General features: G+C 55.6%; 11 protein-coding genes. 8 read left to right on the top strand and 3 right to left on the bottom strand.

Features of this window, described 5'->3' with window-relative positions; genetic code table 11:
* Nucleotides 1-2: 2 nt before the first annotated feature.
* Nucleotides 3-1,406, bottom strand: coding sequence for a glutamate--ammonia ligase (gene glnA / locus GJU83_RS17130; protein WP_069185107.1), 1,404 nt, complete (start codon nucleotides 1,404-1,406; stop codon nucleotides 3-5).
* A gap of 560 nt (nucleotides 1,407-1,966) precedes the next feature.
* Here glnA and typA point away from each other — a divergent pair.
* The 5 genes from typA (at nucleotide 1,967) to GJU83_RS17105 (ending at nucleotide 7,867) form a co-directional block, all read left to right on the top strand.
* The gene (gene typA, locus GJU83_RS17125) at nucleotides 1,967-3,778 is read left to right on the top strand and encodes a translational GTPase TypA (RefSeq protein ID WP_069185108.1); all 1,812 of its coding nucleotides are present in this window, start codon (nucleotides 1,967-1,969) and stop codon (nucleotides 3,776-3,778) included.
* A 125-nt stretch (nucleotides 3,779-3,903) separates the two neighbouring features.
* The gene (gene pip, locus GJU83_RS17120) at nucleotides 3,904-4,866 is read left to right on the top strand and encodes a prolyl aminopeptidase (protein ID WP_069185109.1); all 963 of its coding nucleotides are present in this window, start codon (nucleotides 3,904-3,906) and stop codon (nucleotides 4,864-4,866) included.
* A 92-nt stretch (nucleotides 4,867-4,958) separates the two neighbouring features.
* Nucleotides 4,959-5,417, top strand: coding sequence for a D-aminoacyl-tRNA deacylase (dtd, locus tag GJU83_RS17115; protein WP_153634796.1), 459 nt, complete (start codon nucleotides 4,959-4,961; stop codon nucleotides 5,415-5,417).
* 488 nt (nucleotides 5,418-5,905) lie between these two features.
* Nucleotides 5,906-6,913 (top strand): porin, encoded by a 1,008-nt coding sequence (locus GJU83_RS17110; RefSeq protein WP_153634795.1) that lies wholly within the window; start codon nucleotides 5,906-5,908, stop codon nucleotides 6,911-6,913.
* A gap of 90 nt (nucleotides 6,914-7,003) precedes the next feature.
* A complete protein-coding gene (locus GJU83_RS17105; protein WP_153634794.1) occupies nucleotides 7,004-7,867 on the top strand; it encodes a CYTH domain-containing protein in 864 nt (287 codons plus the stop codon).
* A gap of 27 nt (nucleotides 7,868-7,894) precedes the next feature.
* On the opposite strand, the gene GJU83_RS17100 is transcribed toward GJU83_RS17105, so the two are convergent.
* Nucleotides 7,895-9,073: an ion channel gene (locus GJU83_RS17100; protein ID WP_153634793.1), complete on the bottom strand. Its 1,179-nt coding sequence runs from the start codon at nucleotides 9,071-9,073 to the stop codon at nucleotides 7,895-7,897.
* An 80-nt stretch (nucleotides 9,074-9,153) separates the two neighbouring features.
* Here GJU83_RS17100 and glnE point away from each other — a divergent pair, with 80 nt between their 5' ends.
* The 3 genes from glnE (at nucleotide 9,154) to GJU83_RS17085 (ending at nucleotide 13,559) form a co-directional block, all read left to right on the top strand.
* Nucleotides 9,154-12,060 (top strand): bifunctional [glutamate--ammonia ligase]-adenylyl-L-tyrosine phosphorylase/[glutamate--ammonia-ligase] adenylyltransferase, encoded by a 2,907-nt coding sequence (glnE, locus tag GJU83_RS17095; protein ID WP_153634792.1) that lies wholly within the window; start codon nucleotides 9,154-9,156, stop codon nucleotides 12,058-12,060.
* Nucleotides 12,061-12,136: 76 nt separating this feature from the next.
* Nucleotides 12,137-13,063, top strand: a complete 927-nt coding sequence (locus tag GJU83_RS17090; protein ID WP_069185114.1) for a branched-chain amino acid transaminase — start codon at nucleotides 12,137-12,139, stop codon at nucleotides 13,061-13,063.
* An 88-nt stretch (nucleotides 13,064-13,151) separates the two neighbouring features.
* Nucleotides 13,152-13,559 (top strand): DUF6165 family protein, encoded by a 408-nt coding sequence (locus tag GJU83_RS17085; protein WP_069185115.1) that lies wholly within the window; start codon nucleotides 13,152-13,154, stop codon nucleotides 13,557-13,559.
* Between the two features lie 38 nt (nucleotides 13,560-13,597).
* On the opposite strand, the gene GJU83_RS17080 is transcribed toward GJU83_RS17085, so the two are convergent.
* Nucleotides 13,598-14,662 (bottom strand): glycosyltransferase family 9 protein, encoded by a 1,065-nt coding sequence (locus tag GJU83_RS17080; RefSeq protein WP_153634791.1) that lies wholly within the window; start codon nucleotides 14,660-14,662, stop codon nucleotides 13,598-13,600.
* Between the last annotated feature and the right edge of the window lie 20 nt (nucleotides 14,663-14,682).

Here is a 14,682-nt window from a genome sequence, read left to right as displayed (position 1 = left end):
TGTTAGCAGGAGTAGTACAGGTCGAACTCGATCGGGTGAGTGGTCATGTTCAGTTTCTCGACTTCACCGCGCTTCAGATCAACGTAGCCTGCGATCATGTCTTCGGTGAATACGCCACCACGAGTCAGGAACTCGTGATCTGCTTCCAGGCAGTCCAGGGCTTCGGACAGAGTCTCGGCCACGGTCGGAATGCTCAGGGCTTCTTCTTTCGGCAGGTCGTACAGATCCTTGTCCATGGCATCGCCAGGGTGGATCTTGTTCTGGATACCGTCGAGGCCAGCCATCATCAGCGCCGCAAACGCCAGGTACGGGTTGGCAGACGGATCAGGGAAGCGAACTTCGATACGACGCGCTTTCGGGCTGTTCACATACGGGATACGGATAGAGGCTGAACGGTTACGGGCAGAGTAGGCCAGCATAACCGGAGCTTCAAAGCCCGGAACCAGACGCTTGTACGAGTTGGTGGAGCTGTTGGTGAAGGCGTTGATGGCCTTGGCGTGCTTGATCACACCACCGATGTAGTACAGAGCGGTTTCGCTCAGGCCAGCGTAGCTGTCACCGGCAAACAGGTTCTTGCCGTCTTTGCTCAGGGACATGTGAACGTGCATGCCGGAACCGTTATCGCCGACAACCGGCTTGGGCATAAAAGTGGCGGTCTTGCCGTAGGCGTGGGCCACGTTGTGCACGCAGTACTTCAGGATCTGAACTTCGTCTGCTTTGCGGGTCAGAGTGTTGGCGCCAACGCCGATTTCACACTGGCCAGCGGTGCCCACTTCGTGGTGGTGCACTTCGATTTCCAGTCCCATGGACTCCATGGCCGCACACATGGCGCCACGCAGGTCGTGGAGGCTGTCAACCGGCGGAACCGGGAAGTAACCGCCTTTTACGCCCGGGCGGTGACCGATGTTGTTGCGATCGAAATCTTCGCCGGAAACCCAGGCGGCTTCTTCAGAGTGGATGTGGTACATCGCACCCTGCATGTCGACGTTCCATTTTACGGAGTCAAACACGAAGAACTCGGGCTCGGGGCCGAACAGGGCGCCGTCTGCGATGCCGGTAGACTTGAGGTATTCCTCTGCGCGACGGGCAACGGAGCGTGGGTCACGCTCGTAACCCTGCATAGTAGAAGGCTCTACGATGTTGCAGGTGATGTTTACGGTGGTCTCTTCGGTGAACGGATCGAGTACGGAAGTCTCGTCGTCCGGCATCAGGATCATGTCGGATTCGTTGATGCCTTTCCAGCCCGCGATGGAGGAGCCGTCAAACATCTTGCCGTCTGCGAAAAAGTCTTCATCTACTTCGGTGGCAGGCAGTGTAACGTGCTGCTCTTTACCGCGGCTGTCAGTGAAGCGCAGGTCAACCCATTTGACTTCGTGTTCTTTGATCAAATCAACTGTCTTGGACATTGTGCATGCTCCGTAAGTTATACCGCACAGGCGGCTGTATTCATGTTCGTGGCGCCGGATCGCCCGGGTTATCGGGTTCCGATCTGTTTCTCAGGTTTGCGCAGCTTAGCAAATGCCGTTGCGTCTTACCTGTAAATTTCGGCTGATTTCGATAAAGCAAGGCGCTTGCCAATTTTTAGGGCATGCTCCAGAACGGCGCAACTGCAAGGGTTTGGGGCATATTAGAAGGAAATGATGCGCCCTCCACCGAAAACCTGCACCCAAATGGTGCACCTTGTTGGTGCATTTATGAGGTGGTCGCCCCAATGAGGTGCGCGCCCGCTGTATGAAGAATAGGCGTTTTTCTTCATATTAACGACACAGACTTTTCGCTATACTGCGCGCCGCTTCATTTTTTACCCTGTCATTTTCAGGTCCATGATCGGAAAGCACCGTGCAGGGTGCCGGGCAGCCAGCTCCGGTGAATGAGTTCATTTTACGGATTTGAGACGGCATGTGCTGGGATTCCCCCTGCGAACGACCTTCTCAGGTCATTGAGTGCATGCCGCAGGAATATTTTTGTGATTGAGAAACTTCGTAATATCGCCATTATCGCCCACGTTGACCATGGTAAAACCACGCTCGTAGACCAGCTTTTGCGCCAGTCAGGCACTTTGGAGCGCAAAGAGCTCGATAGCGAGCGGGTCATGGATTCCAATGATCAGGAAAAAGAGCGGGGCATTACCATCCTGGCGAAAAACACCGCTCTGAAATGGAATGGCTACGACATCAATATTGTCGACACACCGGGCCACGCAGATTTCGGCGGTGAAGTTGAGCGGGTCATGAGCATGGTGGATTGCGTGCTGCTGGTTGTTGATTCCATCGACGGCCCCATGCCCCAGACCCGCTTCGTTACCCAGAAGGCGTTTGCCGCGGGGCTGCGTCCGATCGTTGTGGTTAACAAGATCGATCGTCCTGGCGCCCGTCCGGATTGGGTTGTGGATCAGGTATTCGACCTTTTTGACAACCTGGGCGCGACCGATGAGCAGTTGGACTTCCCGATTGTGTACGCCAGCGCCCTGAACGGCATTGCCGGGCTGGATCACGAAAAGCTGGATGACAACATGGATGCCGTGTTCCAGGCGATTGTTGACCATGTCCCGGCACCCAATGTCGACCCGGACGGCCCGTTCCAGATGCAGATTTCCCAGCTGGATTACAACAGCTTCCTCGGCGTGATCGGCATCGGCCGTATCATGCGCGGCAAGATCAAAACCAATTCGCCGGTAACCGCTATTGGCGCCAACGGCAAGAAGCGTAATGGTCGTATCCTGAAGATCATGGGGCATTCCGGCCTCCAACGCGTTGAAGTCGACGAAGCCCAGGCTGGCGACATCGTCTGTGTCAGCGGTATGGATGAGCTGTTCATCTCCGACACCCTTTGTGACCAGGCCAACGTTGAAGCGCTGCCAGCACTGACGGTGGATGAGCCGACCGTATCCATGACCTTCCAGGTCAACGATTCGCCGTTTGCCGGCAAGGAAGGCAAGTACGTTACCAGCCGGAACATCAAGGAGCGTCTGGAAAAAGAACTGCTGCATAACGTTGCGCTGCGTGTTGAGGAAGGCGACTCTGCCGACAAGTTCAAGGTGTCCGGTCGTGGCGAATTGCACCTCTCAGTTCTGATCGAGAACATGCGACGCGAAAACTTTGAGTTGGCCGTTGGCCGCCCCGAAGTGGTTATCAAGGAAGTGGATGGCGAAAAGCAGGAGCCGTACGAGAACGTCATCGTGGATATCGAAGAGCAGCACCAGGGTGCCGTCATGGAGCAAATGGGGCTGCGCAAGGGCGACCTGACCAACATGGTGCCGGATGGCAAGGGCCGCATGCGTCTGGATTACACCATTCCCGCTCGCGGCCTGATTGGTTTCCGGAATACCTTCCTGACCATGACCTCAGGTACCGGCATCCTTACGTCCACGTTCAGCCACTATGGCCCGATCAAGGTTGGGGACGTTACCAGCCGCCAGAACGGCGTCATTGTGTCGATGGCTACGGGTACCGCGCTGACCTACTCCCTGGAAACCCTGCAGAGCCGCGGCAAGCTGTTCCTGGATCCGGGGCAGGAGATCTATGAAGGGCAACTGTGTGGTATTCATAGCCGGGACAATGACCTGGTGGTGAACCCCACCAAAGCCAAAAAGCTCGACAACATGCGTGCCTCCGGCAAGGATGAAGTCATCGGTCTGGTGCCCCCCATCAAGTTCACGCTTGAGCAGGCGTTGGAGTTTATTGACGACGATGAGCTGGTGGAAGTGACGCCGAAGTCCATCCGGCTGCGCAAGAAGCTTCTGACCGAGAACGAGCGTAAGCGCGCCAGCAAGAAGTAATGTCTTTATGGGGTCAGATGAAAGTCTTCATCTGACCCCATTTCCTTTTGTACTCCCCTCTACGGAATGCCTCTTTCTTTTCGCTTAAGCTAAACTCCGGGTAAATCCTTTAAACGGAGCGCTTCATGCTCAGCCTGTACCCGGAAATCAAGCCCAACGCCCAGCACCGTATTGCCGTTGATCCACCTCATGAACTCTACGTTGAAGAAAGTGGAAACCCCGACGGGATGCCGGTTCTCGTTGTTCATGGTGGCCCGGGGGGTGGGTGCGAGGACTATCACCGGCGGTTTTTCGATGCCGAGCGGTTCCGGATTATTCTTATGGATCAGCGCGGTGCCGGCCGTTCCACGCCGCTTGCCGAACTCGAGGGTAACAGCACCGACAAGCTGGTTGAGGATATGGAGGCGGTACGCTCGTTCCTCGGTATCGATAAGTGGCTTCTGTTTGGCGGCAGTTGGGGGTCGACCCTGAGCCTTGTTTACGCCCAGTCACATCCAGAACGAGTGTCCGGGCTGGTTCTGCGTGGCATATTTCTCTGTCGTCCCCGCGATATTCAGTGGTTCTACCAGGAAGGGGCCAGCCGTGTGTTTCCGGACTACTGGTCTGACTTCGAGGCGCAAATTCCGGAAGTCGAGCGCGATAACATGGTGGCAGCCTATTACCGAAAATTGACCAGTACCAACGAGCTGGAGCAGATCCAGGCGGCCAAGGCATGGTCAATCTGGGAGGGTAGGTGTGCAACTCTGCATCCGAACCCCAGGGTAGTTGAGCATTTCGGCCATCCCCATGTAGCCATCGCGCTGGCCCGTATCGAATGCCACTATTTCATGAACGCCGCCTTTCTTGAGCCCGACCAGATCCTTCGCAATGCGCACCGTCTGGCGGACATTCCCGGGATTATCGTACACGGACGCTACGATATGGTTTGTCCTCTGGATAATGCCCAGGCGCTCAGTAAGGCCTGGCCCGAGGCAGAATTCCAGATCATTCGGGATGCGGGCCACTCTGCATCGGAGCCAGCTATTGTCGATGCACTCATTCGCGGTGTTGAGTCCGTTGTCGCGAAAACTGAAAAAAGTGCTGGCTGAATTGCGTTTTGAGGGTTGCGGCCGGTAATTGGCATGGATACACTCTTGCCCGATCTTAATTTTTGCCTGTTCAATCGTCCTCAAGGCAGTTGATGAAAGGATTGATCCAGCGAGTTTCGCAAGCCAGTGTTACCGTGGGCGGTGAGCAGATAGCCTCGATCGACAAAGGCCTTTTGCTGTTGCTGGGCGTCGAGAAAGGAGATAGCGAGCGCGAGGCAAGGGAACTTTGCCGAAAAATCCTCACTTACCGTGTGTTTCCCGATGACGCAGGGCGGATGAATCGCAGCCTGCTGGATGTCGGTGGTTCCCTCCTTGTTGTTCCACAGTTCACTTTGGCGGCCGATACGTCTTCCGGAACCAGGCCCGGTTTTTCCCTGGCTGCGGGGCCGGATGACGCCAACAAGCTTTATGAATCGTTTGTGGCAGACGCAATTTCACGCCTGGGGCCGGATAGAGTAGGGGAAGGAAGGTTTGGCGCGGATATGAAGGTTGGGTTAACGAATGATGGGCCTGTCACCTTCATGCTTGAGAATAGACAAAGGTGTGAATAGGTCGTTGCACTAGTATTGTGCGCAGGCCGCCATGCTGGCCTGCAATGGTGCGAAATTACCATCAGAGACTTTGTGTGTGCGCAGTTTTAAGGGGGCAAGCTGCTGTTAATAAAGAGTTAATGGTAATCTGGCCTCGGATTTGAAATATAACTGCAACGGAGCTCCTGAGCGCCAAATCGCATAAATAATTGCGTTTCTGGTGCCAAAAGAGCTAAAAATGCAGCGCAGTTAATTTGCAAAATGAGAATGATTGTATTAAAACAGTTTCATCATTCAGGACTTTAAGAAGATCCTGTAAGTGGTTGAGCTGTATAGATCTGGAATCTTTCAGATTTATCCGAAGAAGAAGAAAAGTTACTTGTGTGTCATCAAACTGACACAAGGGTAATGCAGAATCGGCCTCATCCAGCCTGACTGGTGAAGCCTTACAAAATCGGGATAAGAACCCGTCGCTAAAACCTGAGTTAACTCAAAAAGGAAGACGCAACATGAAAAAAACGCTCATCGCATCTGCTATTGCAGCCGCTACCTTCTCTGGCAGTGTTTTCGCACAGGCTGAAATGTCAGCTTCCGAACTGGCGGCCAAGATGGACTCCATGCCGTCTGTATACGGCAACATCCAGTACGTGCTGAAGCACACCAACGTTGACGGCGGTGGCTCCGAGGTTGAGCACGCTGACAACGGTTCCACTCTGGGCGTTAAGCACGATCACGAAATCGCTCCGGGCATCACTGGCTTCTTCAAGCTGGAGCTTGAAGGCATCAACGCTGACGACAAGTCCAGCAGCAACGGTATCGACGCTCTTGACGAAGCCTACGTAGGTGTTAAGGGTGATAGCTTCGGTCAGATCTGGGTCGGCTCTGACGATTCTGTCTACGAAAGTGCCATCGTAAAGATTGGTAACTTCCACGAAGTGGGTTCCGACATTTTCGGTAACTACTCCACTGGTGAAGGTGACCTGGTCCAGTACATGTCTCCGTCTTTCGGCGGTCTGACTGTTGCTGCAGCTGTTCAGGTTAACGGCGATAGCGACACCAAGGGCGGCGCGGACAAATCTTACCCGTACCAGCTGGTTGCGACCTACGCTGTAGACGCTCTTGAAGTGTCTGTTGGTATGGACTCCAACGACGGCGGCGCTGCAGCCGACAACAACGAAAACAGCTACGGTCTGACAGCGACCTACAGCGCTGGCGACTTCAGCGTGATTGGTGAATACCAGACCCGCAAAGACGTAAACGACATCGTTGGCGTAATGGGTGTGTACACCATGGGCGCGAACCAGTTCGCTCTGTCTTACCAGATGCTGGACGACGATGCTTCTGGCGACAAGAAAGACACCGTAATCCTGCAGGCTCTGCACAACGTGTCTGATCACATGTACGTTTACTTCGAAGGCTACCTGTCTGGTTCAGACGCAGCTAACGAGTACAGCCTGGAAGGCGCCTCTGGCGACGAGCAGTCCATCGCTTCAGTTGGTGCTGTTTACTACTTCTGATCAGCCAACCGGCTAATCCTGTAGTATGAAAACCGGCGACCCTTGGGTCGCCGGTTTTTGCGTTTATGAACATGAGAAAAGGTCGTGGAAATGGCAACCGAACTGGAAATCAAGCTCAGTGTATCTGAAGCTGCCCAGGCGCAGGCTTTGCAGTGGCTCTCAGCCCGCCCCGAGGTTCTACCTGGAAAAACCAAATCCCTGGTCAATCGCTATTTCGACACGCCAAAAGCTGACTTGAATCGCGCCAAAGCCGCTTTGAGAATCCGCAAAGCCGGTGATGACTACATCCAGACTCTGAAAACCCGGGGTGAATTTGTCGATGGCGCCCACCGGCGCGAAGAGTGGGAGTGGCCGGTATCAGGTCCGGATCTGGATTTGTCGCTTCTGGAAGACACACCGCTGAATACCGATCTGGATCTCGGCAGTCTGCGGGTGGTGTTTGAAACCAACTTCCAGCGTAACGTGCTCTGGTTGGAAGAGGGGCAGAGTGTCATCGAGATCGCCCTCGATTCTGGCAGTGTGGCTGGCAATGAAGCCAGGTGGCCACTGCACGAGGTGGAGTTTGAGCTGAAAAGCGGTGACGGCAGGCACTTGGTCGCTTGGGCACTTGAGCTGGCCCGAGAAGTTCCCGTTTTTCTGAATCTTATCAGCAAGGCCGAGCTGGGGTATTTTCTTGCGGGCCTCTACCGCCCGGAGATTGTTTGCAATACTGAGCCGCTAACCGTAACCGAGTTCCTTCAGGCGTTGGGCAGCTGTTGGCTGCTTGACGAGCCTTTCCCTGCAGACCAATTGGATCTTTCGAAAGTAGCAAATGTAGCTGCTGCCGCGGGGTGCGGGGAGCTTTGGGAGCATGTGGTCGCTGAGCTGGCTCGCGGATCGACGGTTCGTAGTCTTTCCGAAAACGCTACAGAGCCGGGTGTTCTCCAGTTGCAGCTGGCCAGTTCAGGGCAGTAGCTGGCGGATTGTGGAGTCCGGTGGTTTCTAGTCGGGAGACTTGTTTTTTTCTGGCTCTGCTTCGCCCGTTTCCTGCGCGGCGGAGTGGGCTCGCCACTGCTTCAGGAAAACCCGGTATCGCTCCAGGGCTTCCTCCACTACTGACACCTCTGGTGTGTCAGCGGACTTAACAAGCACAATCAATCCCTTGCCTTCAATTTCCTCGTTGGTCGGCGGATGACATATGACTTCATTGTCGTCATCAATGTAAGCGAGCGCAGTCCCTATGCCATGACGGACCAGGGCGCTGACTATGTCCGCCCAGTTCAGGTCGTCCAGCTTCAGCTCGTACCGATGGGGATGATCGTGCTCGTAGTTGAACAGGTCCTCCAGAACCTTTTCCGAGCCGGGGGCAACCACTGAACGCACCATGATTTCCGGATAAGTTCGAACAGGGCGGATGATGGTCCTCACACCTAGCGCCTTGAAGCGTCCCCGGTTCTGGTCGTTGACGCATTCGACGATGGTGTGACTGCCGAGATTCAGCTCTGTCAATCGATGAGCGATGTCGAAAGTCAGGCTATCTGAATAGGGATCGGCTTCGTCTGCCGCGAGCACGATGATATGTCTGGCACTGCCGGCGTGAACTGCTTTTAGCGCCTCGGGGTCGAACCCTGCACCGTGATGGTGCACGACTCCGATGTCGGAAAGTTCTGTGGGCAGTCCCATCGGAAACTGGCGAGTCAGTATCATGATAGGAATGGTTTCATAGCCCGGGATTTCCCGAATCTGGGAAGCAAACCTCATGAAATACTGCTCGCCCCCGTGCTGGGGCGTGTTAACAATAATGATGTGGTCATTCATTTTATAGATCCACCTTCCTGTGAGAATCCGTTCCCGTCGATAGAACCGGTACTCGATATAGTCGCTGACGATCAGTGTCAGCAAGGTAATTGAGGTAATAAACATCAGCACAATGGTGCTGAACCGACCGATCATGGTCTGGGGCGCATAGTCGCCATAGCCAACGGTGACCAGTGTGGTCATTGTCAGCCAGGCAGCTTCGAATAATGAAAGGTCTTCGGCTGCCCAGATGATCAGAACCTGTACCGAAAGCAGCGCGCCCAGTATTGCGAACAGGCGCTTCATCCGGCTTCGAATCAGACCACCCATGGGCAGATGGGTTTCCTGATGCTCCGGATTCAGTGGGCGGCGGTTTCGTTGCATCCGTGTCGGCGGCCTGTTCAGTTGCGGGGAAGTTCGTTATACAGTACCGGAAATATAACAGAGAGACAGGGGTTTGCATTATGTCCGAGCCGTGGCACAGCCTTCCGAAACCGCTGGCGGATGATGTCGCAGGGTGCTGGAAATCGGTGTTTCCGGATGGAATTCCGGCCTGGTTAACCTCATCGGAAGGCATGGATGACGCAGTGGTAGCTACGGCAATTTCCCGCAGCCTGTTCCTGCGCCAGACCCTGGAGCGCCATGCCGGGCAGATTCAGGCCCTGGTGGTTTCCCGTTCGCTGGCGGAGCCGACCACCCCTGAATACCTGCAAGATCGTTGGCAGGATTATCTCTCCGAGGTCGATAGCGAATCGGAGCTGCATTCGGCCCTCAGGCAGTTCCGCATGGAGTCCCAGTTCCGGATTATCTGGCGGGATCTGATGCGCTGGGCGGATCTGGCAGAAACCATGGCAGCGACCAGTGCCTTCGCCGATATTTGTATTGATGGCGCTCTCAGCTGGCTATACAGCGACGCTTGCGAGCAATATGGCACACCTCGCGGGGCTGATCCGGTGACCGGCAAGGAAGCAGACCAGAAAATGGTGGTCCTTGGCATGGGCAAGCTGGGTGGTCGGGAGTTGAACGTCTCCTCGGACATCGACCTCATTTTCGCCTTTCCAAGCAAGGGGGAGACTGTTGGCGGGCGTCGCTCGCTGGATAATCAGCAGTTTTTTGTGCGGTTGGGGCAGCGACTGATCCAGGCACTGGATCAGATAACGGCGGACGGCTTTGTCTTCCGTGTAGACATGCGGCTTCGGCCCTATGGCCAGAGCGGTGCCCTGGCTCTGAGTTTCGCGGCACTGGAGACCTATTACCAGGACCAGGGCCGTGACTGGGAGCGCTATGCCATGGTCAAGGCCCGTGTGGTGGCTGGCGACCAGAGGGCCGGCCAGGTTCTGATGGAGAGCCTGCGTCCTTTTGTCTATCGCAAGTACATCGATTTCAGCGCCTTCGAGTCCCTCCGTAGCATGAAAGCCATGATCGGTCGGGAGGTGCGCCGAAAGGGACTCGAAAATAACATCAAGCTTGGTAGCGGCGGTATCCGCGAAATTGAGTTTGTGGTACAGGCATTCCAGCTCATTCGTGGTGGGCGGGATCGGGAGCTTCAGCAGCGGGAACTGCTGGTCATCCTGAAGGAACTCGAGGAATTGGAGCTCTTGCCTTCATCGGTGGTGCGTGAGCTGCGCGAAGCCTATGTGTTCCTGAGGAACCTGGAGCATGCGCTTCAGGGTATGGAAGACAAGCAGACCCAGCTGCTGCCGGAGGATGAGCTGTCCAGGGCACGGGTTGCCACAATCATGGGGTTCGAGACCTGGCAGGCGTGTGAGCAAAGTCTCACCGAGCACAGGGCACGCGTGGCCACCCATTTTGCCAATATCATCGCCACCGAGGATGAAGAGGATGACGGTGAGAAGTCGCTTGAAGAAGGCTGGTTCGAACTCTGGCTCGCTGAAATGGAAGAGGGCGTAGCCGCCGACTGGCTGAAATCCTGTGGCTATGAAGCCCCCGAGAATACGTTGGCGGAACTGGCGGATCTACGTGACAACCGGACCGTACAGAACCTTCAGACCCAAGGGCGAAGACGGCTCAATCAGTTTATGCCCATGCTGCTTGAGGCGCTTACCCAGGTCGATAACCCCTCTGAAACCCTGTCGAGGGTGTTGCAGCTGGTCGAGGCCATCCTCCGTCGAACCGCCTATATGGTGTTGCTGATTGAGAACCCGGGCGCCTGTACCCAGTTGGTCCGGTTGTGCAGTGAGAGCCCCTGGATCGCCCGGCAACTGGCAGAAACGCCGCTGTTGCTGGATGAACTCCTTAACGCCGAGAGCCTTTACAGTCCACCTGCAAAGGCAGAGTTGCAGGATGATTTGCGCCAGCAGATGTTGCGGATTCCGTTTGAGGATCTGGAAGAGCAGATGGAGTCGCTGCGGCATTTCAAGAAGGCCCACATTCTGCGGGTAGCGGCATCGGAGCTAAAAGGCACGTTGCCGTTGATGAAGGTTAGTGATTATCTGACCTGGATCGCAGAGGTTGTTCTGGACCACGTCGTGGACGTGGCCTTCGCCAATCTGGTCAGCCGCCATGGCTACCCAAGAAGGAAAGATGGTTCTGCCTGTGAGACCGATTTCGCCATCATTGGTTATGGCAAGTTGGGCGGTATCGAGCTTGGCTACACCTCCGATCTTGATCTGGTATTTGTGCATCAAGCCGACCCGGAACTGGCGACCGATGGCGAAAAGCCCATCGATAACGCGGTCTTCTACACCCGGTTGGGGCAACGGATTGTTCACATTCTCAATGCTCAGACGCCGTCAGGCCAACTCTACGAGGTTGATATGCGCTTGCGGCCATCTGGAAACTCGGGGCTTCTGGTAAGCACATTACAGGCGTTTGAAAAATATCAGCGGGAAGATGCCTGGACCTGGGAGCACCAGGCGTTGGCTCGTGCCCGGGGCGTTGCCGGATGCAGTGAAACTCTCGAAGCCTTTGAATCCATCCGCCACGATATTCTTTGCCAATCCCGCGACCGTGAAAAGCTTCGCAAAGAGGTGGTCGACATGCGTGAAAAAATGCGCGCCAGCCTCGCCACACCCGAAAACCGGCAGGCCGAGGTATTCCATATCAAGCATGATACTGGTGGTATCGTCGATATCGAGTTCATGGTCCAGTACCTGATGCTGGCCTGGTGTGCGGAGCATCCGGAGCTGACCCAGTGGTCCGACAATATTCGCCAGATGGAAGAGCTCGGCCGTGCGGGTGTGATGGCTGTGGAAGATGCCGAGAAGCTTCGGGAAACCTTCATCGCGCTTCGCTCGACCATCCATCGACGGGCGCTTCAGAATCTTAATAGCCAGGTGGAAGGCGATGCCTTTACCGAGGAGCGTGACTACATCCGCGCCATGTGGAAAAAAGTGATGATTGATACCTGAGGCAAATTCAATTCCGGCAGATTTTCCTGCTAGAATGCCGGTTCCCCGAAAAAACGCTTTTTAGGAGCAATGAAGAATGTCGATGGCTGATCGCGATGGCGTTATCTGGCTGGATGGTGAAATGGTTCCCTGGCGGGAAGCCAAGACGCACGTCCTGACTCACACCCTGCATTACGGCCTTGGCTGTTTTGAAGGTGTGCGGGCCTACAATACCGCGAACGGCCCGGCCATTTTCCGCCTGAAGGAGCACACCGATCGTCTTTTCCGGTCTGCCCACATCCTGAACATGAAAATGCCGTTCAGCAAGGACGAGATCAACGAGGCGCAACGCGCCGCTGTCCGTGAAAACAACCTCGACGAGGCTTACCTTCGCCCGATGGTGTTTCTCGGCTCTGAAGGCATGGGACTGCGAGCAGATAACCTGAAAGTGCACGTGATGGTTGCAGCCTGGAGCTGGCCCTCCTACATGTCCCCGGAAGCAAAAGAAATGGGCATCAAGGTGCGCACATCGTCTTACACGCGCCACCATGTGAATATCACCATGTGTAAGGCCAAGGCCAACGGCAACTACATCAATTCCATGCTGGCGCTGAATGAGGCCATTTCCGGCGGGGCCGAGGAAGCGCTGCTGCTGGACAACGAAGGCTACGTTGCCGAGGGCTCCGGGGAAAACATCTTTATCATGCGTGATGGTGTGCTGCACACGCCTGAACTCACCTCTTGCCTGGAAGGTATCACCCGCGCCACCATCCTGGACTTCGCCCGCGAGCTGAACATTCCGGTCAAGGAGCGCAGGATCACCCGTGATGAGGTCTATATCGCAGACGAAGCCTTCTTTACGGGCACCGCGGCCGAGGTATTGCCGATCCGCGAGCTGGATGGCCGAGTGATCGGCGCCGGCAAACGTGGCCCGGTGACCGAGAAGCTGCAGGGCATGTACTTTGATGCGGTCAAGGGCAAGCTGGCTGAGCACAGTGGCTGGCTGACTCACGTAAAAGGCTGATTCCAGAAAAAGTCGCAAGCCGCCGTTGACTGTTTCAGCCCGGCGGCTTTGTTATTTAACACACCCTGTTTACTGGCGGGACGAGCACATGGCAGACGTTATCAAGGTACCGGTGTCTTTCGGCGAGGTGCTGGACAAAATCACCATCCTCGAAATCAAATCCGAGCGCATCAAGGATGAAGCGAAGGTCAAGAACGTTCGTCTCGAACTGGACGAACTGAGCGCCACCTGGGACGAGGCGGTAAAGGACAAGGCTGCTGAAATTTCCGATCTTCGCAAGCAGCTGAAGGCGGTGAACGAAGAGCTGTGGGTGATTGAAGACGACATTCGTGATCAGGAGGCCGCCCAGGATTTTGGCCCGAAATTTATTGAACTGGCCCGCGCAGTGTACGTCACCAACGACAAGCGTGCTGCCATAAAGAAAGAGGTCAACCTGGCCCTGGGATCACGTTTCGTGGAAGAGAAGTCCTACCAGGACTACACCGCCCGTAAGTGAAGCCCGGGGCAGATTAGCGCTCAAAAACGGGGCCCGCGTCAGGTAGACTCGGGCCCCGTTTCTGGATCGGGCGTTACCTGTGCTTCAACCCACCGATCCAGCATCTCCGTTGCATCCGCCACCGTAATCAGTTCCATTGCCCCCTCGAACTCTGCTTTGGCCCCCCATCGAGCCTGTTCCACCGTTTTACCAGTGAACTTTTCAAGTGCTTCTGGATACCGGTTCACACACCACTCAAGAGAATTGTAGGGGCCTGACCGGTACGGATTGCTGGCGGCAAACAACCCAAGCACATCGGTACCCACTGCACTGGCGATATGTGCCGGTCCGGTATCGGGGGCCACCACCAGGTCGGCGTGAGTCATCAGCGCTGTGAGCTGTTTGAGGGTGTCCTTGCCGCAGATGTTGTGGGCTTTCTCCTTCATCGCGGCTTCAATAGCAGCGCAATACTCGGCCTCGAACGGGGCAGGGCTTCCGACCAGGATCACCTTCATACCGTGCTTTTGAACTGCGTGATCGGCCAGCTGCGCGTAACGCTCGGCAGGCCAGTTACGAAGGGTGTGGCTGGCGCAGGGGCTGATCACAAGGTTTCTGCGATCAGGCGCCAGTTGATCGCTGGCAAACTGGTGGTCTGATTCACTCAAGGGAATCTGCCAGCGCGGTGGTGCCGGGTCTAGCCCCAAAGGCTCCAGGAAGCTGGCCAGGCAGTCGCGAACATGCTGTTGCGGAGCCGGTTTGATTCGGCGGTTTATAAACAGACTGTGAAGATCCTTGCTGCGGGCCTTGTCATAACCAATTCTGGTGCGGGCGGGAATGCACGCGGCAGCGAGGTTGGCTCTGAATGCTACCTGCATATGCAGCAGTGCATCGAATTTGCGCCCCTGCATCTGTCTGCGAAGCTCCGCGTACCCTTTGCGCCCGGCCTTCTTGTCGAAAACAATGAACTCAACGCCGGGCAGATCGCCAATCAGCTTGGCTTCGATCTTGCCGATAACCCAGGTGATCTTTACCCCGGGAAGCTGCTCCTGAAGGCTCAGCACAACAGGTATCACGTGGGTTACGTCACCGATGGCGGACAGGCGAAGAATGCAGATGGAGTTCATCAGATATTGATCCGGTTCAG

It is taken from the genome of Marinobacter salsuginis (assembly GCF_009617755.1).
Classification (GTDB): Bacteria; Pseudomonadota; Gammaproteobacteria; order Pseudomonadales; family Oleiphilaceae; genus Marinobacter; species Marinobacter salsuginis.
The sequence above is the reverse complement of the archived record's forward strand: the minus strand, read 5'-3'. Positions and strand labels throughout refer to the sequence as shown.

Excerpts from the sequence above, each read along its gene's own strand:
- glnA (WP_069185107.1), bottom strand. The coding sequence starts at position 1,406 with ATGTCCAAGACAGTTGATTTGATCAAAGAACACGAAGTCAAATGGGTT.
- pip (WP_069185109.1), top strand. The coding sequence starts at position 3,904 with ATGCTCAGCCTGTACCCGGAAATCAAGCCCAACGCCCAGCACCGTATT.
- dtd (WP_153634796.1), top strand. The coding sequence starts at position 4,959 with ATGAAAGGATTGATCCAGCGAGTTTCGCAAGCCAGTGTTACCGTGGGC.
- GJU83_RS17110 (WP_153634795.1), top strand. The coding sequence starts at position 5,906 with ATGAAAAAAACGCTCATCGCATCTGCTATTGCAGCCGCTACCTTCTCT.
- GJU83_RS17105 (WP_153634794.1), top strand. The coding sequence starts at position 7,004 with ATGGCAACCGAACTGGAAATCAAGCTCAGTGTATCTGAAGCTGCCCAG.
- GJU83_RS17100 (WP_153634793.1), bottom strand. The coding sequence starts at position 9,073 with ATGCAACGAAACCGCCGCCCACTGAATCCGGAGCATCAGGAAACCCAT.
- glnE (WP_153634792.1), top strand. The coding sequence starts at position 9,154 with ATGTCCGAGCCGTGGCACAGCCTTCCGAAACCGCTGGCGGATGATGTC.
- GJU83_RS17090 (WP_069185114.1), top strand. The coding sequence starts at position 12,137 with ATGTCGATGGCTGATCGCGATGGCGTTATCTGGCTGGATGGTGAAATG.
- GJU83_RS17085 (WP_069185115.1), top strand. The coding sequence starts at position 13,152 with ATGGCAGACGTTATCAAGGTACCGGTGTCTTTCGGCGAGGTGCTGGAC.
- GJU83_RS17080 (WP_153634791.1), bottom strand. The coding sequence starts at position 14,662 with ATGAACTCCATCTGCATTCTTCGCCTGTCCGCCATCGGTGACGTAACC.